Origin of the sequence: Mammaliicoccus sp. FSL K6-3158, assembly GCF_038005105.1 — a bacterium.
Classification (GTDB): Bacteria; Bacillota; Bacilli; order Staphylococcales; family Staphylococcaceae; genus Mammaliicoccus; species Mammaliicoccus sciuri.
In genome coordinates, this window is sequence record NZ_JBBOSL010000001.1 from 816,146 (window position 1) to 835,886 (window position 19,741).

The window sequence follows — 19,741 nt, forward strand, 5'->3', positions numbered from 1 at the left end:
CTTTGTATATAAAGTGTAGTATAATGGCAATATAGAAGTTAAAGAGGTGAGTAACATGGAAGTATGTCCTTATTTGGAAGAAACTTTTAAAGTAATAGGACGCAGTTGGAATGGTTTAATACTTAATTATTTGTCACGTTGTGATGAACGTTCGGCTCATTTTTCTGATATGAAAAGAGACTTAAGACGTATTACACCTAGAGCATTATCTCTTAAATTAACTGAATTAAGTGATTGGGGATTAGTTGAGAAGAAAGTTGTTACAACAACGCCTCTATCAGTTGAATATCATTTAACAACTAAAGGATACGAATTAGCACAAGCGCTTGTACCATTAGAAGAGTGGGCACAAAAAAATGTGGAATTGCAAGAAAATCATTCCTAAACGAATTGAATATTATAAAGTACCCGTCAATGCGATGAAACTCATTTCGTTGGCGGGTGTTTTATTTGTTTGAAATTTAAATTATTCAATTCCCAAACAGATTATTTTAATTATGACTATCATCCATACTATAATAACTAATGTAACAAATATAAAGGAGTAGATAATTCATGAGACAAGATATCAAGCAATATATAAATGGCGAATGGGTTGAAAGTCATAGTGGAAAAACATTAGATGTTATAAACCCTGCTACAGAAGAAGTAATGGGTAAAATTGCTGCAGGTAACAAACAAGATGTTGGTGACGCTGTAGCTGCCGCTAAAAAAGTGTACGTGAAATTTAGAAATACTTCTTTAGAAGAAAGAAAAGCTTTACTAGAAAGAATTGCAGATGAATACGAAAATAGAAAAGAAGATTTAATAGATGTTATGACGGATGAGCTAGGCTCACCAATTGAAAAATCAGAATCTGTTCATTATCAAATGGGCTTAAATCATTTTAGAGAAGCAAGTAAAGCGATCGATTCAATTCAATTTGAAGAACGTCGTGGTGATGATTTAGTTATTAAAGAAGCTATCGGTGTTTCTGGATTAGTAACACCATGGAACTTCCCAACTAACCAAACATCATTAAAATTAGCTGGTGCATTTGCTGCAGGTTCACCTGTAGTCTTAAAACCATCTGAAGAAACACCATTTGCAGCAATTATTTTAGCTGAAATATTTGAAAAAGCTGGCGTGCCTAAAGGTGTGTTCAACTTAGTCAATGGTGATGGCCAAAGTGTTGGTGATCCATTAAGTTCACATCCTGATGTACGTATGATGTCATTTACGGGTTCTGGCCCAACTGGTAGAAAAATTATGGAAAACTCTGCTAAAGACTTCAAAAAAGTATCATTAGAACTAGGTGGTAAATCACCATTAGTAGTGTTAGATGATGTAGATATCGAAGAAGCAGCTAAAGGTGCAGTTGCTAAATTCGTACAAAATACTGGTCAAGTTTGTACTGCAGGTACACGTACATTAGTACCAGAAAGTATTAAAGATGAATTTATCGCAGCAGCTAAAAAAGCAATTGAAAATGTTAAAGTTGGTAATCCTAGAGAAGCTGGCCAAGATGCTGGTCCAGTTGTATCTAAAAAACAATTTGATACAGTTCAAAGCTATATTCAAAAAGGTATCGATGAAGGTGCAACATTATTACATGGTGGTGTTGGTAAACCAGACGGCCTTGAAAAAGGTTACTTCGTTAAACCAACATTATTTACTGATGTAACAAATGATATGACAATTGCTCAAGAAGAAATATTCGGTCCAGTAGGTACAATTATTACTTATAAAGACTTAGATGAAGCAATTGAAATTGCTAATGATACAATTTATGGTTTAGCAGCATATGTATATGGTAAAGATTTAGAACGTGTAAGAGAAGTTGCTAAAGCATTAGAAGCAGGTACTGTGGAAATTAATGATGCAGGTAGAAAACCTAATTTACCATTCGGTGGTTATAAACAATCAGGTATTGGTAGAGAATGGGGCGACTATGGAATTGAAGAATTCTTAGAAATTAAAGCAATTCCAGGTTATTTTAAAGAATAGTAAAATTACAAAATATAATATATTTTTGAGACTGGAACATTTAGGTGTTTCAGTCTTTTTGTATGATGGTTATTATTGTTTAAAAAAGTGAAATATTTTAACATAATTTATATATAACTTATTTTGTCATCTTCATAAAAAAATGCTATAGTTTAAAGGCAGATTATAAATCTGATAAAAATGAATGAGATTTTTAAGAAATGGGTGTCATAAAAATGGCTGAAAGAGTTAGAACAAGTCCTCAGTATGAATCGTTTCACGAATTATACAAGAACTATACAACTAAAGAATTAACATCAAAGGCAAAAGAACTGAGAATAACAAATTATAGTAAATTAAATAAAAAAGAACTTGTCTTAGCAATTATGGAAGCTCAAATGGAAAAAGACGGCAACTATTATATGGAAGGTATCTTAGATGATATTCAACCTGATGGTTATGGCTTTTTACGTACCGTTAACTATTCTAAAGGTGAAAAAGATATTTATATATCTGCTAGCCAAATTAGACGCTTTGAGATTAAAAAAGGTGACAAAGTAACTGGTAAAGTTAGAAAACCTAAAGAAAACGAAAAGTATTACGGATTGTTACAAGTTGACTTTGTAAATGATCAAAATGCAGAAGAAGTTAAAAAAAGACCACACTTTCAAGCGTTAACCCCTCTATACCCACAACAACGTATCCAATTAGAAACTACAAGTAAAAATTATTCAACTAGAATTATGGATTTAATTACGCCAATAGGTCTAGGACAACGTGGAATGATTGTAGCGCCACCTAAAGCTGGTAAGACATCATTACTTAAAGAAATTGCTAATGCTATCGCAATTAACCAACCAAAAGCGAAATTATTTGTATTATTAATTGGGGAACGTCCAGAAGAAGTAACGGATATTGAACGTTCTGTTGAACAAGCTGAAGTTGTTAACTCAACATTCGATGAGCCGCCAGAACATCATGTTAAAGTGGCTGAATTATTACTTGAAAGAGCTAAACGTCTTGTTGAAATCGGTGAAGACGTAATTATATTAATGGATTCATTAACAAGATTAGCAAGAGCATATAACTTAGTCGTGCCACCAAGTGGTAGAACATTATCAGGTGGTTTAGATCCAGCGTCCCTTCATAGACCTAAACATTTCTTCGGAGCTGCTAGAAATATTGAAGCGGGTGGCAGTTTAACAATTTTAGCGACTGCATTAGTTGAAACAGGTTCTCGTATGGACGATATGATTTATGAAGAATTTAAAGGTACAGGTAATATGGAACTTCATTTAGATCGTAAATTGTCTGAGAAGAGAGTGTTCCCTGCAATTGATATTAGAAGAAGTTCAACACGTAAAGAAGAATTGCTATTAGATAAAGAAGAACTTGAAATGATTTGGCAGTTACGTAATTTATTTACTGATTCAAATGATTTCTCTGAAAGATTTATTAGAAAGTTAAAACGCACGAATTCTAACGAAGAATTCTTTGAAGTTTTAAGAAAATCTATGGTCGATAGTGCCAAGACTGGTAAACCGATTATATAAATTTAAGGTTGCATTTTAATTCTTCAACATATATAATATGTAAGTATTGAGTGAATAAGTCACAAATAAACTCTGTTCCAGATGGTTCAGGGCAAAGGAGCTGAAAAAAATGAAACAAGGAATTCATCCAGAGTATAATAAAGTTATCTTTTTAGATACAACTACAGACTTCAAATTCTTAAGTGGTTCAACACGTACTTCAAATGAAACTATGGAATGGGAAGATGGAAACGAATACCCAGTTATCCGTTTAGATATCTCTTCAGATTCACATCCATTCTATACAGGACGTCAAAAATTCGCATCTGCGGATGGTCGTGTGGAACGCTTCAACAAAAAATTTGGTTTCAAATCAAACAACTAATTATGAAGCGAATCAAGCATCCTTTTATAAAGGGTGCTTTTTTTTGTAAAAATTAATAAATAAGTAAAAATAATATGATATAATTAAGCGATTATGTTGAAAAAGGTGGATAAGTAGTATGTACGAAAATTACCATTCCGGATGGATAGAATGTATTTGCGGAAGTATGTTTAGTGGTAAGTCAGAAGAGCTTATAAGACGTCTGAGAAGAGGTTTATATGCGAAACAAAATGTAAAAGTATTTAAGCCATCTATTGATAATCGATATAGTGAAGAAGCTGTAGTATCTCATAATGGAAATCAACTTGATGCAATCAGCATAGAACATTCTAGTCAAATATTAAAATATGATTTACAAGGCATCGATATTATTGGAATAGATGAAGTCCAATTTTTTGATAATGAAATCGTAAGCGTAGCACAAAAGTTAGCAGAAGAAGGCTATCGAGTTGTTGTAGCTGGATTAGATATGGACTTTAAAGGTGTGCCATTCGAACCAATGCCTGAAATGATGGCAGTTGCGGAAATTGTTACGAAATTACAAGCGGTATGTGCAGTATGTGGATCTCCATCAAGTCGAACACAAAGACTTATTAATGGTGAACCTGCCCATATTGATGATCCGATTATTTTAGTAGGTGCTGACGAAAGTTATGAACCAAGATGTAGAGATCATCATATAATTAGAACTGAAATAAGGAGTGATATAAATGTTTGATCAATTAGAAATTGTTGAAAATAGATATGAACAATTAAATGAATTACTTAGTGATCCGGATGTCGTTTCGGATACAGACAAGCTAAGAAAATATTCAAAAGAACAATCTGACTTACAAAAGACAGTTGATGTATATAGAACTTATAAATCTGTTAAAGGTGACATTGAAGATGCTAAATTAATGTTAAACGAAACAACAGATAAAGAAGAACAAGATATGTTGAAAGAAGAAATTAATAGTCTTACTAAACGTGTACCTGAATTAGAATCTGAATTAAAATTCCTACTTATTCCTAAAGACCCTAACGATGATAAGAACGTTATTATGGAAATTCGTGGCGCAGCAGGTGGAGATGAAGCGGCTATTTTCGCAGGCGACTTATTCAGAATGTATTCAAGATTTGCTGAAGCACATGGCTACAAAATTGACGTTGTTGAAGAGAATATTAGTGACCATGGTGGCTATAAAGAAGTCAGCTTTTCTATTCAAGGAAACGGTGCATTCAGTAAACTTAAATATGAAAATGGCGCACACCGTGTACAACGTGTACCAGAAACTGAATCAGGTGGACGTATTCATACTTCTACAGCAACAGTTGCAGTATTACCAGAAGCTGAAGATGTTGAAATTGATATTAGATCTGAAGATTTAAAAATCGAAACATACCGTTCTAGTGGTTCTGGTGGTCAGCACGTCAATACGACAGACTCAGCTGTACGTATTACACATTTACCAACTGGTATTGTTGCGACATCATCTGAAAAATCTCAAATTAAGAACCGTGAAAAAGCATTTAAAGTATTGAAAGCCAGAGTTTACGATATGATGGTTCAAGAAGAGAATGCTAAATATGCTGAAAAAAGAAAGTCAGCTGTTGGTACAGGAGATCGTTCAGAAAGAATTAGAACGTATAACTATCCTCAAAACAGAGTAACTGACCATCGTATAGGATTAACTTTACAGAAGTTAGATCAAATTATGGAAGGTAAAGTTGACGAAATTATCGATGCATTAACGTTGCATGAACAAACGGAAAAATTGGAAGAATTGAATAATGGCCAATTATAATTTTCAACAGTTACTAAATGAAACTTATGATGGATTATCAGCACGAGGGTTTGAAACCTCTCGTGCTGATTGGTTATTAGAGGATATTTCGGGTATGTCTAGAACGCAAGTTGCCATGAATTTAAATCAAGATGTACCTTCTAATATTTTGGATGCTTATTTAAATAGTAGAGAACGTATGTATGAAGGTGAGCCCGTACAATATATTGCAGGTTTCGCAGAATTTTATGGTAGAAAGTTCAAAGTGAACCAACATGTATTAATACCTAGACCAGAAACAGAAGAACTTGTCTATCAAACATTACAAATGATTCAGAACAAGCAAGTAGTCGTATGTGACATAGGAACAGGTACAGGTGCTATTGCGATCACGCTGAAAAAAGAGCGACCTGATTTATCTGTTATCGCGACTGATATTAGTGAAGAAGCACTATCAATTGCCAAAACAAATGCATCAACACTTGAAGCACCGATAGAATTTCTAAAGGGTAAATCTTTAGAACCGCTGATTAAAGAAAATATTAAAGTGGATGTGCTCGTTTCAAATCCACCGTACATTTCATATGAAGAACAAAAAGAAATGCCTGATACTGTCTTAAATTATGAACCACATTTGGCTTTATTTGCTGAAGATGATGGCTTAGCGATATATAAAGATATTATACTAAATATAGAACACGTTATGTCAGATAATGGACTCGTCATTTTTGAAATTGGTCATTTGCAAGGTGAGATATTAAAAGACTTTATTCAAACCCATTTGAATGTTGAAGATGTAAAAATCATTCAAGATATAAATCAAAACAATCGTATGATACAATTTAATTGGAATAATCAATAGAAGTTATGCACATTTAACGGGGGTTATCCACGTTGTGTGGATAACTTTTGTTTTAATACAATAAATGCTTTAAAGAAGGGAAGAAATGCATTGGAAACAAATGTTTGGGATGTGCGTAAGTATGTTCATAACTTACAAAGTTATCCACAAATCGATGAGATTATTGCAGGATATCATCAAAATAAATTGATTGCTTTACCAACTGAAACGGTATATGGATTAGGTGCTAGTGCAAAAGATGAAGAAGCAGTTAAAGAAATATATGTAGCAAAAGGTAGACCATCTGATAATCCACTTATTGTACATATACATGATAAATCTCAATTAAATGACTTCACCCAAAATATATCTAAAGAAACTGAAATTTTAATGGATGCTTTTTGGCCAGGACCCATTTCTTTTATTGTTCCTTACAAGTCAGGATTTTTAAGTGATCGTGTTACGGGTGGTTTACAATCTGTTGCTGTTCGCATGCCAAGTCATCATGTCGGTAGAGCAGTTCTACAATTAACAAATTTACCTATTGCGGCACCAAGTGCCAACATAAGTGGACGACCTTCACCAACTAAATTTGAACATGTAAAACATGATTTGGATGGAAGAATATATGGCATCATTCAAGCAGAAGATATTGATGAAGGTATAGAAAGTACTGTAATAGATTGTACTAGTTATCCATTTAAAATTGCACGACCTGGTTCAATAACAATAGAGATGATTAATAAAGTGCTGCCAAACAGTATTATTAACGAAAAGTTAGATCTGGAAAAACCAATTGCGCCAGGTATGAAATATAAACATTATGCACCTTCGCAACCTGTAACATTAATAGAAGGTGGTATTACAAAACAAATGGGTTTGTCTGATGATATTTCTAAAAAGATAGCAGTAATAGGTCCTAAAAGTATTGAGCCATTAATCTCAGAACAAATGACTTTTATACCGCTTGGTAGAGATGTTTCAGATATTAAAGGTGCGCATCACGATTTGTATGATGCTTTGCGAATAGCAGATCAACTTACAAATATTGATGAAATTTATATAAGTGGCTACGAAAGAAATGACGATACGATCGCACTAATGAATAGAATTGATAAAGCAAGTGGTCATAATATTAAAGGAGAAGATGAATTGTGAAAATAGTTTTTGTATGTACAGGCAACACTTGTAGAAGTCCATTGGCTGAAGCGATAGCCAAAGATATTAAACCTGAATATAATATTCAATCTAGAGGCATTTCAGCTTTAGATGGGACACCAATATCTCCGCAATCAATGGATATCATCTTTAAAAATGATTTGCCCATACCTGATACTGCCAAACAATTTTCAGAGCAAGATTTAGATGCTGATATTATCTTAACCATGACTGAAACTCATAAAATGATTCTAGAATCACAATATAAACATCACAACATTCATTCAATAAAGCAATACGTAAGAGGCGAAAAGGGAGATGTCTCAGATCCCTTTGGTCAGTCACAAATCATTTATCAAAATACTTACGAAGAATTGAGAGCACTGATTGAAGATTTATTACAAAGTAATTAAGAATTCAAATAATTTGCAGAATTGCTATAACACACATAGAAAATAAGTTATAATATTATAGTATAAACAAATTGGGAGGTGGGAAGATGAAAGTAGCTATTGCAGCAGACCATGGTGGCTATGAATACAAAGAAGCAATCAAACAATTACTTGATGAAATGAACATTGAATATAAAGATTTTGGTACACATAAAGGTGAGTCGGTAGATTATCCAGATTATGCAAGACCAGTATCTGAAAGTGTTGCTGATGGAACGTTTGATAAAGGAATTTTGATTTGTGGAACTGGAATTGGTATGTCTATCGCTTCGAATAAAGTAAAGGGGATTCGTTGTGCACTTGTGCATGATGTTTTTACTGCTGAAGTGACGAGACAACATAACGATTCTAATGTATTAGCAATGGGCCAACGTGTTATAGGTGAAGGTTTAGCACTTCTCATCGTCAAGACTTGGTTGACAAGTGAATTCGAAGGCGGTAGGCACCAAAGACGTATAGACAAGATTGAAGGCGGTTGTTCATGAAAGAAGATTTAAAACAATTGTTGAATGAACTTAAGTCTATTGATTTCTTTAACAATCAAGAACTATGCATCATTGGGTGTTCTACATCAGAAGTTAAAGGTTCAAAGATAGGTTCAGATGGTTCGATTGATGTCGCTAAGGTTATTTATGAAAGTCTTGATTTTATACATAAAGAGACAGGTGTTCACTTTGCGTTTCAAGGTTGCGAACATATTAACCGTGCAATAACAATCGAGCGAGAAATATTTGATCCTTATACAATGACTGAAGTTTCTGTTGTACCACAAGCCAATGCTGGAGGTAGTTTGTCAACTTATGCATACCAACACATGAAAGACCCAATAGTTGTTGAACACATTCAATGCGATAAAGGTATTGATATTGGTCAAACACTAATTGGTATGCATTTAAAGCACGTCGCAGTACCTGTATCAATTGAAACTAAGCGCATTGGAGAAGCTATTGTTACAATAGCTAAGAGTCGTCCTAAATTAATAGGCGGCGAAAGAGCAAAGTATTAAATTCTTAAAAGTGAGGGATTGTACATGTCATTAATTAAAAAGCAAGACGAAGAACTTTTCAAAGCAATGGAAAAAGAGTTTGATAGACAAAATAATAATATCGAACTTATAGCATCAGAGAACTTTGTTTCTGAAACAGTAATGGAAGCACAAGGTTCTGTATTAACTAACAAATATGCAGAAGGTTACCCAGGTCGTCGTTATTATGGTGGCTGTGAATACGTTGATATCGTTGAAGATTTAGCACGCGATAGAGCTAAACAACTTTTCGGTGGAGAACACGTAAATGTACAACCTCATTCAGGATCACAAGCAAATATGGCTGTTTATTTTGTAGCTTTAGAACCGGGTGATACTGTACTTGGAATGAACTTAAGTCATGGTGGACATTTAACTCATGGAGCAAAAGTTAACTTCAGTGGTAAGTTATATAACTTTGTAGAGTATGGTGTTTCTGAAGAAAATGAACAAATTGACTATGAAGAAATCTTGAGAGTTGCAAAAGAAGCGCAACCTAAATTAATCGTAGCAGGTGCTTCAGCTTATCCAAGACAAATTGATTTTAAGAAATTCAAAGAAATAGCAGATGAAGTTGGCGCTAAATTAATGGTTGATATGGCTCATATCGCTGGTTTAGTAGCAGCAGGTTTACATCAGAACCCTGTTGATTATGCTGACTTTGTAACAACGACAACACACAAAACATTAAGAGGACCAAGAGGCGGTATGATTTTCTGTAAAGAAGAATATGCTAAAGAAATTGATAAAACAATTTTCCCTGGTATTCAAGGTGGTCCATTAATGCATGTTATCGCTGGTAAGGCAGTTTCATTTGGTGAAGCATTACAACCAGAATTTAAGGAATATCAAAAACAAGTAATTAAGAATGCTCAGAAATTAGCAGCAACTCTAGAAGACGAAGGTTTAAGAATTGTATCAGGCGGTACTGATAATCATCTTATCTGTGTAGATGTTAAAGGTTCTCTTGGCATTACTGGTAAATTAGCTGAGAATGCTTTAGATGAAGTTGGTATTACATGTAACAAGAACACAATTCCATTTGATCAAGAAAAACCTTTCGTAACAAGTGGTATTCGTTTAGGTACACCAGCAGTAACATCTCGCGGATTTGATGAGGAAGCAGTTGAAGAAGTAGGTAGAATTATAGCACTTGTGCTTAAAAATCCAGAAGATGAACAAACATTAAAAGAAGCACATGAACGCGTATTGTCACTAACTTCTAAGTTTCCACTTTACAACAAATAAATATTTATTGGAGGCTAGACTTATGGGTAAAGTACACGTTTTTGATCATCCATTAATTCAGCATAAGTTGAGTTATATTCGTGATCGTAAAACTGGCACTAAAGAGTTTAGAGAGCTTGTCGATGAAGTCGGTATGCTTATGGCGTATGAAGTTACGAGAGATTTTGAAACACAAGATGTTGAAATCGAAACACCCGTGACTAAAATGAACGCTCAAAGATTATCTGGTAAGAAATTAGCACTTATTCCTATTTTACGTGCTGGCCTTGGAATGACAGATGGTATTATGAAACTCGTTCCAGCTGCTAGAGTAGGGCATGTAGGGTTATATCGTGATCCAGAAACTTTAGAAGCGGTAGAATATTTTGTGAAATTACCACAAGATATTGAAGAAAGAGAAATTATTGTAGTAGATCCTATGCTTGCTACAGGTGCATCAGCAATCGAAGCGATTCAATCATTAAAGAATCGTGGAGCAAATAAAATACGTTTTATGGGCTTAATTGCTGCACCTGAAGGGGTTAAAGCATTACAAGAAGCACATGAAGACGTAGATATTTATATTGCTGCATTAGACGAAAAATTAGATGACCATGCATACATTACACCTGGTTTAGGTGATGCAGGTGATCGATTATTTGGCACTAAATAGATAATAGGAGGATTTTATTACAATGAAGAAAATTATGACGATATTTGGTACGCGACCTGAAGCTATTAAAATGGCACCTTTAGTTTTAGAATTAAAAAATGATCCGGAGTTACAACCAATTGTTGTTGTAACAGCACAACATAGAGAAATGCTAGACTCAGTTCTAGAAACATTTGATATTACACCGGATTATGATTTAAATATTATGAAACAAGGGCAAACACTTTCAGAAGTAACATCAAGAGTATTAGGTGGACTTGAAAGTGTTATTCAAGAAGCTAAGCCAGATATGATATTGGTACATGGAGATACAACTACTACTTTTGCAGGCAGTTTAGCAGCATTCTACAATGAAGTTGCAATTGGCCATGTAGAAGCAGGGTTAAGAACTTGGAATAAATATTCTCCATTCCCAGAAGAAATGAATCGACAAATGACGGGGGTCCTTGCTGATTTACACTTCTCACCAACTGATCAGTCTAAACATAATTTACTTCAGGAAAATAAAAAAGACGAATCTATTGTTGTGACAGGTAATACAGCTATAGATGCGTTATCAACTACTGTAACTGACGATTATGAAAGTGAAATTATTAAACGTCACGAAGGTAAACGCATCGTGCTATTAACTGCGCATAGACGTGAAAACATTGGTAAACCGATGGAGAACATTTTTAAAGCTGTGAGACAAATTGTTGAGGAGCATGAAGATGTTGTTGTCGTATATCCAATGCACAAAAATCCTAAGGTTAGAGAAATTGCTAACCAAATATTGAGTGATCATGACCGTATAGAATTGATCGAACCTTTAGAAGTCATAGATTTCCATAACTTTGCAGCTAATTCTCACTTGATCTTAACAGATTCAGGTGGTGTTCAAGAGGAAGCACCTTCATTAGGTAAACCAGTACTTGTCTTAAGAGATACGACTGAGAGACCTGAAGGCGTTGAAGCTGGAACATTGAAACTTGTAGGTGTAGAAGAAGAGAACATCTATAACGAAACTAAAGCGTTACTAAATGATCAATCATTATATGAAAAAATGAGTATCGCTCAAAACCCTTATGGGGATGGTCTCGCTTCTAAGAGAATATGTGAAAATATTAAATATTATTTTGATATTCTGAAAGAAGCACCGGAACCATTTAGAACAAAATAATTAAAGTGGTGGTTTGTGTCAATTCTGTGACAAAAAAATGACAAAAATTTGTTTTCTATTTTTGTCATAGCATTGACACTATAAGTCCACTATATTATCATGAAAATTGTGTGATGAAACGGTTTTCAAAGATATGCCACTTATCTAAGGAGTTTCAGCTGAATGTTTGATATAAAGGGCTTTTTTAAGTCTTATTTACAGTATTTTATTTTCTTTATTATTATTCTAGTTGTAGTGTATTTCTTCTTGAAACATGAGTTCGTTTTAGGACTTATTATTGGAACAATAGCATCAGCTGTTAACTTGTTTTCATGGGAAGTTTACCTCAATCGAGCTAAAAATGCTGAATCATTACAATTATCAACAGGAAACTGGGTCAGATATCTTGTGACAATCGTTGCTTGCTGTTTTTGGCTTAAATATCCACTAATCGTTGATATTATCGGGATTTTATTTGGTTTGATGATAGCATATGTATTAATTATGTTTAAATCACTGAAAAGTCTCGATTAAATAATTAAAATTGTGAAAAGAGGTGAAGATATGGAACACGAATCACCTATGTGGTCCATCAATTTGGGAGGATTTGATTTAGTTTTCAATCTTTCAAGTATGTTAATGTTGTTAGTTTCTGCAGTTATCGTCTTTGTAATAGCTGTTGTCTGTACTAGGAATCTAAAAATTAGACCTACTGGTAAACAGAACTTTATTGAATGGGTATTTGACTTTGTAAAAGGTATTATCCAAAGCAATATGGCATGGAAAGACGGAGGAAGATTTCACTTCTTGGCGGTTACACTTATATTCTTCATATTTGTATCAAATATGTTAGGTTTACCGTTCTCAATTGTTGTAGGACATACATTATGGTGGAAATCACCTACAGCAGATCCAACAGTTACATTAACGTTAGCAACATTGATGGTTCTTTTAACACATTACTATGGTGTTAAAATGCGTGGTACTGGAGCTTACTTGAAATCATTTGTACAACCAGTAGCATTTATGGTGCCATTCAAAATTGTTGAAGAATTTGCTTCAACATTAACGCTTGGTCTACGTTTATACGGTAATATATTCGCAGGTGAAGTATTACTTGGATTATTAGCAACATTAGCAGCTGGAGGCGTTTTAGGCGCGTTCGGAGCAGTTTTACCAGCGATAGTATGGCAAGGATTCTCAATATTCATTGGTTCAATTCAGGCTTACATATTCGTAATGTTATCAATGGTTTATATGTCCCATAAAGTGGCAGACGATCATTAATATATAATTTAAAAAAACAATTAATATTTTTATTTCTAGGAGGAAAATTATAATGAGTTTAGGTGTATTAGCAGCAGCAATCGCGATTGGTTTAGCAGCATTAGGAGCAGGTATCGGTAACGGTCTTATCGTATCAAGAACAGTAGAAGGTGTTGCACGTCAACCAGAAGCACGTGGTCCATTAATGACAATAATGTTTATCGGTGTTGGTTTAGTTGAAGCCCTTCCTATCATTGCAGTAGTAGTAGCATTCATGGTAATGAATCGATAAGCTAAAATATTTTTAGAACAGGCGGAGTCTATCTAAAAAGGATTTCGCCATTCATTTATGAGATGTTATTCATCTTTAATTGCAGTGAAAGGAGTGTAGTTGGCAGTGGATCAAAACGTATTAGTTTTAGGAGCAGCAGGTGGCGGTGTCGAATGGGGAACAGTCTTATTTACATTGATCACATTTATTATCCTGCTTGCCTTATTAAAAAAGTTTGCTTGGGGACCATTAAAATCAATTATGGATGAGCGTGAGAACGCTATTAATAAAGATATAGATGATGCTCATGAAGCAAAAGTAAACGCTAAGAAATTAGAAGAAGAAAATAGAAATCTATTAAGAAAAACTCAAGAAGAAGTACAAACAATTCTTGATGATGCTAAACATCAAGCTAAAGTACAACAAGAGCAAATTATTAATGAAGCAAATGTTAAAGCAAATGGCTTAGTACAATCAGCTCAAGCAGAAATTCAACAAGAGAAACAAAGAGCTATTGCAGATATTAATAATAGAGTATCAGAACTTTCTGTATTAATTGCTTCTAAAGTAATCAATAAAGAAATCTCTGAACAAGATCAAAAAGACCTTGTTGAAAAATACATTAAAGAGGCAGGGGATAAATAATGGCGAATATTAGTCAGAAATATGCCCAAGCCTTATATGATGTAGCTGAAGCGCAAGATTTAACAGACAGCGTCTTAGATGAACTTACTCAAGTAGCAGAAAGTGTTAAAGAACAAATTAGTGATTTAAAAGCAATTGATAACAATCCTAAATTAGCAAAAAACGACAGACAACAATTTGTTGACAATGTATTTAAAGGTGCTTCTAAACCTTTGTTAAACACATTATACCTACTTGCTAATAACAGTAAATTGTCACTAATTCCAGAAATTCATAAAGATTTTAGCAAAATATACAATCAGGTACATAGCCAAGATTTAATGAAAGTTGAATCTGTGTATCCATTATCTAATGAAGAATTAGACGAAATTGGTAAAGCATTTATCAAAAGAACAGGTTTGAAAAAACTTATTTTAGAAAATCAAGTTAATGATTCATTAATTGGTGGTATTCGTGTTTCCATAGGTACAAAAGTATACGATGGTTCCATTCAGAATGACTTAAATCAATTAGCAAAATCATTTCAACAAATGAAATAATATTAAGGAGTGACATAGATGGCCATTAAAGCTGAAGAAATCAGTGCTTTATTACGCTCTCAAATTGAAAACTATGAGTCAGAAATGTCAGTTACCGATGTTGGTACAGTTATCCAAGTCGGCGATGGTATTGCATTAGCCCATGGCTTAAATGACGTTATGGCTGGCGAACTATTAGAGTTCCATACTGGCGTTTTAGGGTTAGCACAAAACTTAGAAGAAAATAATGTAGGTATCGTAATTTTAGGACCTGCAGAAGGTATTAAAGAAGGCGACGAAGTTAAAAGAACTGGTCGTATTATGGAAGTACCTGTAGGGGAAGAATTAATTGGTCGTGTTGTAAATCCATTAGGTCAACCATTGGATGGACAAGGTCCAATCAATACATCTAAGACTCGTCCTGTAGAATCACCTGCAACAGGTGTTATGGATCGTAAATCAGTTGATGAACCATTACAAACTGGTATTAAAGCGATTGATGCATTAGTACCTATTGGACGTGGACAACGTGAGTTAATCATCGGTGACCGTCAAACTGGTAAAACAACAGTTGCGATTGATACAATTCTTAACCAAAAAGACGAAGATATGATTTGTATCTACGTTGCGATTGGTCAAAAAGAATCAACTGTTCGTACAGCGGTAGAAACTTTACGTAGACATGGTGCTTTAGATTATACAATCGTTGTATCTGCATCAGCAGCTCAACCAGCGCCATTATTATACATTGCACCTTATGCGGGTGTAAGTATGGCAGAAGAATTCATGTTTAATGGTAAACATGTATTAATCGTTTATGATGATTTAACAAAACAAGCAGCAGCTTACCGTGAGTTATCATTATTACTTCGTCGTCCGCCAGGTCGTGAAGCTTACCCAGGTGACGTATTCTACTTACACAGTCGTTTATTAGAACGTGCTGCTAAATTAAATGATGACTTAGGTGGCGGTTCTATTACTGCATTACCATTTGTTGAAACTCAAGCAGGGGATATCTCAGCATACGTTCCAACAAACGTTATCTCAATTACTGACGGACAAATATTCTTACAATCAGATTTATTCTTCTCTGGTGTAAGACCTGCAATCAACGCTGGTTTATCTGTATCACGTGTTGGTGGTTCAGCTCAAATTAAAGCGATGAAAAAAGTAGCAGGTACTTTACGTCTAGATTTAGCATCATACCGTGAGTTAGAATCATTCGCTCAATTTGGTTCAGATTTAGACCAAGCTACGAAAGCTAAATTAGAACGTGGTAAACGTACAGTAGAAGTACTTAAACAAGATCAAAACAAACCATTGACTGTAGATCGTCAAGTTGTTATTTTATATGCTTTAACTAAAGGTCATTTAGATGATATTCCAGTTGAAGATATTACGCGATTCGAAGATGAATTCTTAAATTGGATTGATGCAAATGCAAGCGATCTATTTAAAGAAATTCGTGAAACAAAACAATTACCATCTGATGATAAATTTGTTTCAGCAATCGATGCATTCAAAAAAGTATTTAATAAATCTCATGTAGAGTAATATTAAGCTTTAAATAAAAGGTGGTGAAATTGTGGCTTCACTAAGAGAAATCAAAGGTAGAATTACTTCTACTCAAAAGACTAGTCAAATTACAAAAGCGATGAATATGGTTTCAAACTCTAAATTGCGTAAAGCAGAGGAGAATACGAAAGCATTTCAACCTTATATGGATAAGATTCAAGATGCTGTTACAGCTATTGCGTCTAAGAGTACAGATGTTAATCATCCAATGCTTAAAACAAGACCTGTAAAACGTTCTGGTTACTTAGTTATTACTTGTGATAAAGGACTTGCAGGACCATATAGTGCTAACATTTTGAAAAATGTCGTTAATGATATTAAAGAAAAACATAACAACAATAGTGACGAATACGGCATTATTGTTGTCGGACGTGTAGGCCGAGACTTCTTCAAAGCTAGAGGTTATAACATTATTGAAGAGTATGTAGGTTTACCTGACCAACCAACATTTAAAAATGTACAAGCTTTAACTGAAAAAGCTGTAGACTTGTTTAATGAAGAATTTTATGATGAGTTAACAATTTACTACAGTCATTTCGTTAGTGTGCTTGAACAGCAAGTGAAATCTAAAAAAATCTTACCATTATCTGATGAAGATACTGGAAAAGGTTCAAGTATGATGGCTGGTTATGAATTTGAACCAGATAAAGAAACGATTTTAAAAGTTATCTTACCGCAGTATGCGATTAGTTTAATATATGGTGCATTACTAGATGGAAAAGCTAGTGAACATGCTTCAAGAATGACAGCTATGAAGAATGCGACAGATAACGCTTCAGAATTAATTGATGATTTATCATTACAATATAACAGAGCCCGTCAAGCTGCAATTACTCAACAAATTACTGAGATTGTAGGCGGAGCAGCTGCACTCGAATAATGATTAGGAGGAATTTACATGGGATTAGGCCGAGTAACGCAAATTACAGGGCCAGTTATTGATGTACGCTTCCCACACGGTGAATTGCCAGAACTTAATAATGCTTTAACACTTAAAGTTGAACGTCCAGATGGATCAAGCTTTGATTTAGCATTAGAAGTTGCATTACACCTTGGTGATGATGTTGTACGTTCTATAGCAATGGCATCAACTGATGGTGTTAAACGTGGACAAGAAGTTACTGATACAGGAAGACCTATTTCAGTACCTGTTGGTGATGCTACATTAGGTCGTGTTTTCAATGTATTAGGCGAAAAAATTGATTTAGGTGAAGAAATTGATGATAGCGTTCGTCGTGATCCAATTCACCGTTTAGCACCTAAATTCGAAGATTTATCTACTAAAGTAGAAATTCTTGAAACTGGTATTAAAGTAGTAGACTTATTAGCACCTTACATTAAAGGTGGTAAAATCGGTTTATTCGGTGGTGCCGGAGTAGGTAAAACAGTACTTATTCAAGAATTAATCAATAACATCGCACAAGAACATGGTGGTATTTCAGTATTCGCAGGTGTAGGTGAACGTACACGTGAAGGAAATGACTTATACTATGAAATGAGCGATTCAGGTGTTATTAAGAAAACAGCGATGGTATTCGGTCAAATGAACGAGCCACCTGGTGCGCGTGCTAGAGTTGCACTTTCTGGTTTAACAATGGCAGAATACTTCCGTGATGAACAAGGACAAGACGTGTTATTGTTCATCGATAACATCTTCCGTTTTACACAAGCAGGTTCAGAGGTATCAGCATTATTAGGCCGTATGCCATCTGCCGTTGGTTACCAACCAACACTTGCTACTGAAATGGGACAATTACAAGAACGTATTACATCTACAAATAAAGGATCAGTTACATCTATCCAAGCAGTATTCGTACCTGCCGATGACTATACTGACCCAGCGCCAGCAACAGCTTTCGCTCACTTAGATGCTACTACTAACTTGGAACGTAAATTAACGGAAATGGGTATTTATCCAGCCGTTGACCCATTAGCTTCAACATCACGTGCCTTAACTCCAGAAATTGTTGGAGATGAACACTATGATGTTGCGCGTCGTGTACAACAAACATTACAAAAATATAGAGAGTTACAAGATATCATTGCCATACTTGGTATGGATGAATTATCTGATGAAGATAAGAAAACAGTTGAACGTGCTCGTCGTATTCAATTCTTCTTATCTCAAAACTTCCATGTAGCTGAACAATTTACTGGTCAAAAAGGTTCATACGTACCAGTTAGTCAAACTGTACAAGATTTCAAAGCTATTCTAGAAGGACAATATGACCATATCCCAGAAGATGCTTTCCGTTTAGTCGGTGGTATTGAAGCAGTTCTTGAAAATGCTAAAAACATGGGTGTAGAGGTCTAATAATAATTAGGAGGAATGGAAAATGAATACATTTACCTTAGATGTTGTCACTCCTAATGGATCTGTTTACTCAGCAAAAGAAGTAGAACTTGTTGTTTTACATACTGAAACTGGTGAAATGGGTGTAATGGCTGGACATATTCCAACTGTTGCAGCTTTGAAAACAGGATACGTTAAAGTAAACAAAGCAAGTGGTACGGAGTATTTAGCTGTTTCCGAAGGATTTGTTGAAGTAAGAACTAATAAAGTTACAGTTCTAGTTCAAGCGGCTGAAACTGCCGATGAAATAGATAAAGACCGTGCGATTAATTCTAAAGAACGTGCTGAAGAACGATTGAAAATGAATCGTGATGAAGTAGACTTTAGACGTGCTGAACGTGCACTTCATCGTGCAATTAATCGAATTGAAGTGGCTAAATTTAGATAAAATAAAAGAGTCTGGGACATAATGTAATGTCTCAGACTCTTTTAGTATCTTGGCAGTAGATGTCTGAATTGAAAATGCGCTTGTACCAAGCTTTTTCAACTCTAGTCATCCTTGCCCGCGCGGGACGACGAAATCTTTTTATCTAAATTAGATTTCTGTCCCGCTCCCTTATATTTTTAGAAGGAGTTGTTAATATGGAATATTATGGTCAATTAGGTATTATCGGACTTTTACTACATGTCATTTGTGTATGCTTGGCATTCTGGGCACTTCAAGGCGTACGATTAGAACAAATTTTTAAGAAAAATCATATTGCGCAAGCACAAACATTTCTTATCATTTTATCTATACTATTAGGTACGGCTGTAAGTCGTTTTATTTTAGATATACTCCAATATTCGCTACAATTAAGATTGCTATTCTAATAATAAGAAAAAATTACATAAATATATGAAAAAAGAACAAAAAAGTAGTATAATATTTTGGTGATGTTTATGAATCAAGAAAAATGTGTATTAAATAAATATATACATTTGTAAAATAAATAAAAGTGAAGTTTTTTGG

Annotated in this window: 24 protein-coding genes; all 24 read left to right on the forward strand. The window is 34.5% G+C overall.

Features of this window, described 5'->3' with window-relative positions; genetic code table 11:
• The first annotated feature begins 55 nt into the window (after nt 1-55).
• Nucleotides 56-385 (forward strand): winged helix-turn-helix transcriptional regulator, encoded by a 330-nt coding sequence (locus MHH94_RS03935; RefSeq protein WP_025904464.1) that lies wholly within the window; start codon nt 56-58, stop codon nt 383-385.
• A gap of 170 nt (nt 386-555) precedes the next feature.
• The gene (locus MHH94_RS03940; RefSeq protein WP_058591099.1) at nt 556-1,986 is read left to right on the forward strand and encodes an aldehyde dehydrogenase family protein; all 1,431 of its coding nucleotides are present in this window, start codon (nt 556-558) and stop codon (nt 1,984-1,986) included.
• Between the two features lie 215 nt (nt 1,987-2,201).
• Complete coding sequence (rho, locus tag MHH94_RS03945; RefSeq protein ID WP_048540930.1) at nt 2,202-3,518, forward strand: transcription termination factor Rho; 1,317 nt, start codon at nt 2,202-2,204, stop codon at nt 3,516-3,518.
• A gap of 109 nt (nt 3,519-3,627) precedes the next feature.
• Entirely contained in the window at nt 3,628-3,882 is a 255-nt protein-coding gene (locus tag MHH94_RS03950) for a type B 50S ribosomal protein L31 (protein ID WP_025904467.1), read from the forward strand.
• 118 nt (nt 3,883-4,000) lie between these two features.
• Complete coding sequence (locus MHH94_RS03955) at nt 4,001-4,600, forward strand: thymidine kinase (protein WP_025904468.1); 600 nt, start codon at nt 4,001-4,003, stop codon at nt 4,598-4,600.
• Nucleotides 4,593-5,669 (forward strand): peptide chain release factor 1, encoded by a 1,077-nt coding sequence (gene prfA / locus MHH94_RS03960; protein WP_048540928.1) that lies wholly within the window; start codon nt 4,593-4,595, stop codon nt 5,667-5,669. Before MHH94_RS03955 ends, prfA begins: the two co-directional genes overlap by 8 nt.
• Nucleotides 5,656-6,510: a peptide chain release factor N(5)-glutamine methyltransferase gene (prmC, locus tag MHH94_RS03965; RefSeq protein WP_106417267.1), complete on the forward strand. Its 855-nt coding sequence runs from the start codon at nt 5,656-5,658 to the stop codon at nt 6,508-6,510. Before prfA ends, prmC begins: the two co-directional genes overlap by 14 nt.
• 90 nt (nt 6,511-6,600) lie before the next feature.
• Nucleotides 6,601-7,647 (forward strand): L-threonylcarbamoyladenylate synthase, encoded by a 1,047-nt coding sequence (locus MHH94_RS03970; RefSeq protein ID WP_084755861.1) that lies wholly within the window; start codon nt 6,601-6,603, stop codon nt 7,645-7,647.
• A complete protein-coding gene (locus MHH94_RS03975) occupies nt 7,644-8,060 on the forward strand; it encodes a low molecular weight protein arginine phosphatase (protein WP_106417266.1) in 417 nt (138 codons plus the stop codon). Before MHH94_RS03970 ends, MHH94_RS03975 begins: the two co-directional genes overlap by 4 nt.
• A gap of 86 nt (nt 8,061-8,146) precedes the next feature.
• The gene (gene rpiB / locus MHH94_RS03980; protein ID WP_025904473.1) at nt 8,147-8,584 is read left to right on the forward strand and encodes a ribose 5-phosphate isomerase B; all 438 of its coding nucleotides are present in this window, start codon (nt 8,147-8,149) and stop codon (nt 8,582-8,584) included.
• Entirely contained in the window at nt 8,581-9,105 is a 525-nt protein-coding gene (locus tag MHH94_RS03985; RefSeq protein ID WP_048540920.1) for a TIGR01440 family protein, read from the forward strand. The genes rpiB and MHH94_RS03985 overlap by 4 nt, the downstream gene beginning before the upstream one ends.
• A 24-nt stretch (nt 9,106-9,129) precedes the next feature.
• Nucleotides 9,130-10,371, forward strand: coding sequence for a serine hydroxymethyltransferase (gene glyA / locus MHH94_RS03990; RefSeq protein WP_025904475.1), 1,242 nt, complete (start codon nt 9,130-9,132; stop codon nt 10,369-10,371).
• Nucleotides 10,372-10,393: 22 nt separating this feature from the next.
• Nucleotides 10,394-11,023: a uracil phosphoribosyltransferase gene (upp, locus tag MHH94_RS03995; RefSeq protein WP_025904476.1), complete on the forward strand. Its 630-nt coding sequence runs from the start codon at nt 10,394-10,396 to the stop codon at nt 11,021-11,023.
• A 22-nt stretch (nt 11,024-11,045) separates the two neighbouring features.
• The gene (wecB, locus tag MHH94_RS04000; protein ID WP_037589782.1) at nt 11,046-12,182 is read left to right on the forward strand and encodes a non-hydrolyzing UDP-N-acetylglucosamine 2-epimerase; all 1,137 of its coding nucleotides are present in this window, start codon (nt 11,046-11,048) and stop codon (nt 12,180-12,182) included.
• A 162-nt stretch (nt 12,183-12,344) separates the two neighbouring features.
• The gene (locus MHH94_RS04005) at nt 12,345-12,695 is read left to right on the forward strand and encodes an ATP synthase subunit I (RefSeq protein WP_025904478.1); all 351 of its coding nucleotides are present in this window, start codon (nt 12,345-12,347) and stop codon (nt 12,693-12,695) included.
• Nucleotides 12,696-12,725: 30 nt separating this feature from the next.
• Complete coding sequence (atpB, locus tag MHH94_RS04010) at nt 12,726-13,448, forward strand: F0F1 ATP synthase subunit A (RefSeq protein WP_025904479.1); 723 nt, start codon at nt 12,726-12,728, stop codon at nt 13,446-13,448.
• A 52-nt stretch (nt 13,449-13,500) separates the two neighbouring features.
• Nucleotides 13,501-13,719 carry a F0F1 ATP synthase subunit C gene (gene atpE, locus MHH94_RS04015; RefSeq protein ID WP_016998905.1) on the forward strand — a complete coding sequence of 73 codons (219 nt, stop codon included), beginning with the start codon at nt 13,501-13,503 and terminating at the stop codon, nt 13,717-13,719.
• Between the two features lie 99 nt (nt 13,720-13,818).
• Complete coding sequence (locus MHH94_RS04020) at nt 13,819-14,343, forward strand: F0F1 ATP synthase subunit B (RefSeq protein ID WP_058591096.1); 525 nt, start codon at nt 13,819-13,821, stop codon at nt 14,341-14,343.
• Nucleotides 14,343-14,882, forward strand: a complete 540-nt coding sequence (locus MHH94_RS04025) for a F0F1 ATP synthase subunit delta (RefSeq protein WP_025904481.1) — start codon at nt 14,343-14,345, stop codon at nt 14,880-14,882. Before MHH94_RS04020 ends, MHH94_RS04025 begins: the two co-directional genes overlap by 1 nt.
• Nucleotides 14,883-14,900: 18 nt before the next feature.
• Entirely contained in the window at nt 14,901-16,415 is a 1,515-nt protein-coding gene (gene atpA / locus MHH94_RS04030; protein WP_025904482.1) for a F0F1 ATP synthase subunit alpha, read from the forward strand.
• 31 nt (nt 16,416-16,446) lie between these two features.
• Nucleotides 16,447-17,316: an ATP synthase F1 subunit gamma gene (atpG, locus tag MHH94_RS04035; protein WP_048540913.1), complete on the forward strand. Its 870-nt coding sequence runs from the start codon at nt 16,447-16,449 to the stop codon at nt 17,314-17,316.
• Nucleotides 17,317-17,334: 18 nt separating this feature from the next.
• On the forward strand, nt 17,335-18,750 hold the full coding sequence (gene atpD, locus MHH94_RS04040; RefSeq protein ID WP_048540911.1) for a F0F1 ATP synthase subunit beta: 1,416 nt from the start codon (nt 17,335-17,337) through the stop codon (nt 18,748-18,750).
• A 22-nt stretch (nt 18,751-18,772) separates the two neighbouring features.
• On the forward strand, nt 18,773-19,177 hold the full coding sequence (locus MHH94_RS04045; protein ID WP_025904485.1) for a F0F1 ATP synthase subunit epsilon: 405 nt from the start codon (nt 18,773-18,775) through the stop codon (nt 19,175-19,177).
• A gap of 194 nt (nt 19,178-19,371) precedes the next feature.
• Entirely contained in the window at nt 19,372-19,602 is a 231-nt protein-coding gene (locus MHH94_RS04050; protein WP_048540909.1) for a DUF1146 family protein, read from the forward strand.
• The last annotated feature ends 139 nt before the right edge of the window (nt 19,603-19,741 follow it).

Bases quoted from the DNA above. Each gene is read 5' to 3' on its own strand.
- MHH94_RS03935 (WP_025904464.1), top strand. From the start codon at position 56: ATGGAAGTATGTCCTTATTTGGAAGAAACTTTTAAAGTAATAGGACGC.
- MHH94_RS03940 (WP_058591099.1), top strand. From the start codon at position 556: ATGAGACAAGATATCAAGCAATATATAAATGGCGAATGGGTTGAAAGT.
- rho (WP_048540930.1), top strand. From the start codon at position 2,202: ATGGCTGAAAGAGTTAGAACAAGTCCTCAGTATGAATCGTTTCACGAA.
- MHH94_RS03950 (WP_025904467.1), top strand. From the start codon at position 3,628: ATGAAACAAGGAATTCATCCAGAGTATAATAAAGTTATCTTTTTAGAT.
- MHH94_RS03955 (WP_025904468.1), top strand. From the start codon at position 4,001: ATGTACGAAAATTACCATTCCGGATGGATAGAATGTATTTGCGGAAGT.
- prfA (WP_048540928.1), top strand. From the start codon at position 4,593: ATGTTTGATCAATTAGAAATTGTTGAAAATAGATATGAACAATTAAAT.
- prmC (WP_106417267.1), top strand. From the start codon at position 5,656: ATGGCCAATTATAATTTTCAACAGTTACTAAATGAAACTTATGATGGA.
- rpiB (WP_025904473.1), top strand. From the start codon at position 8,147: ATGAAAGTAGCTATTGCAGCAGACCATGGTGGCTATGAATACAAAGAA.
- MHH94_RS03985 (WP_048540920.1), top strand. From the start codon at position 8,581: ATGAAAGAAGATTTAAAACAATTGTTGAATGAACTTAAGTCTATTGAT.
- glyA (WP_025904475.1), top strand. From the start codon at position 9,130: ATGTCATTAATTAAAAAGCAAGACGAAGAACTTTTCAAAGCAATGGAA.
- upp (WP_025904476.1), top strand. From the start codon at position 10,394: ATGGGTAAAGTACACGTTTTTGATCATCCATTAATTCAGCATAAGTTG.
- wecB (WP_037589782.1), top strand. From the start codon at position 11,046: ATGAAGAAAATTATGACGATATTTGGTACGCGACCTGAAGCTATTAAA.
- MHH94_RS04005 (WP_025904478.1), top strand. From the start codon at position 12,345: ATGTTTGATATAAAGGGCTTTTTTAAGTCTTATTTACAGTATTTTATT.
- atpB (WP_025904479.1), top strand. From the start codon at position 12,726: ATGGAACACGAATCACCTATGTGGTCCATCAATTTGGGAGGATTTGAT.
- atpE (WP_016998905.1), top strand. From the start codon at position 13,501: ATGAGTTTAGGTGTATTAGCAGCAGCAATCGCGATTGGTTTAGCAGCA.
- MHH94_RS04025 (WP_025904481.1), top strand. From the start codon at position 14,343: ATGGCGAATATTAGTCAGAAATATGCCCAAGCCTTATATGATGTAGCT.
- atpA (WP_025904482.1), top strand. From the start codon at position 14,901: ATGGCCATTAAAGCTGAAGAAATCAGTGCTTTATTACGCTCTCAAATT.
- atpD (WP_048540911.1), top strand. From the start codon at position 17,335: ATGGGATTAGGCCGAGTAACGCAAATTACAGGGCCAGTTATTGATGTA.
- MHH94_RS04045 (WP_025904485.1), top strand. From the start codon at position 18,773: ATGAATACATTTACCTTAGATGTTGTCACTCCTAATGGATCTGTTTAC.
- MHH94_RS04050 (WP_048540909.1), top strand. From the start codon at position 19,372: ATGGAATATTATGGTCAATTAGGTATTATCGGACTTTTACTACATGTC.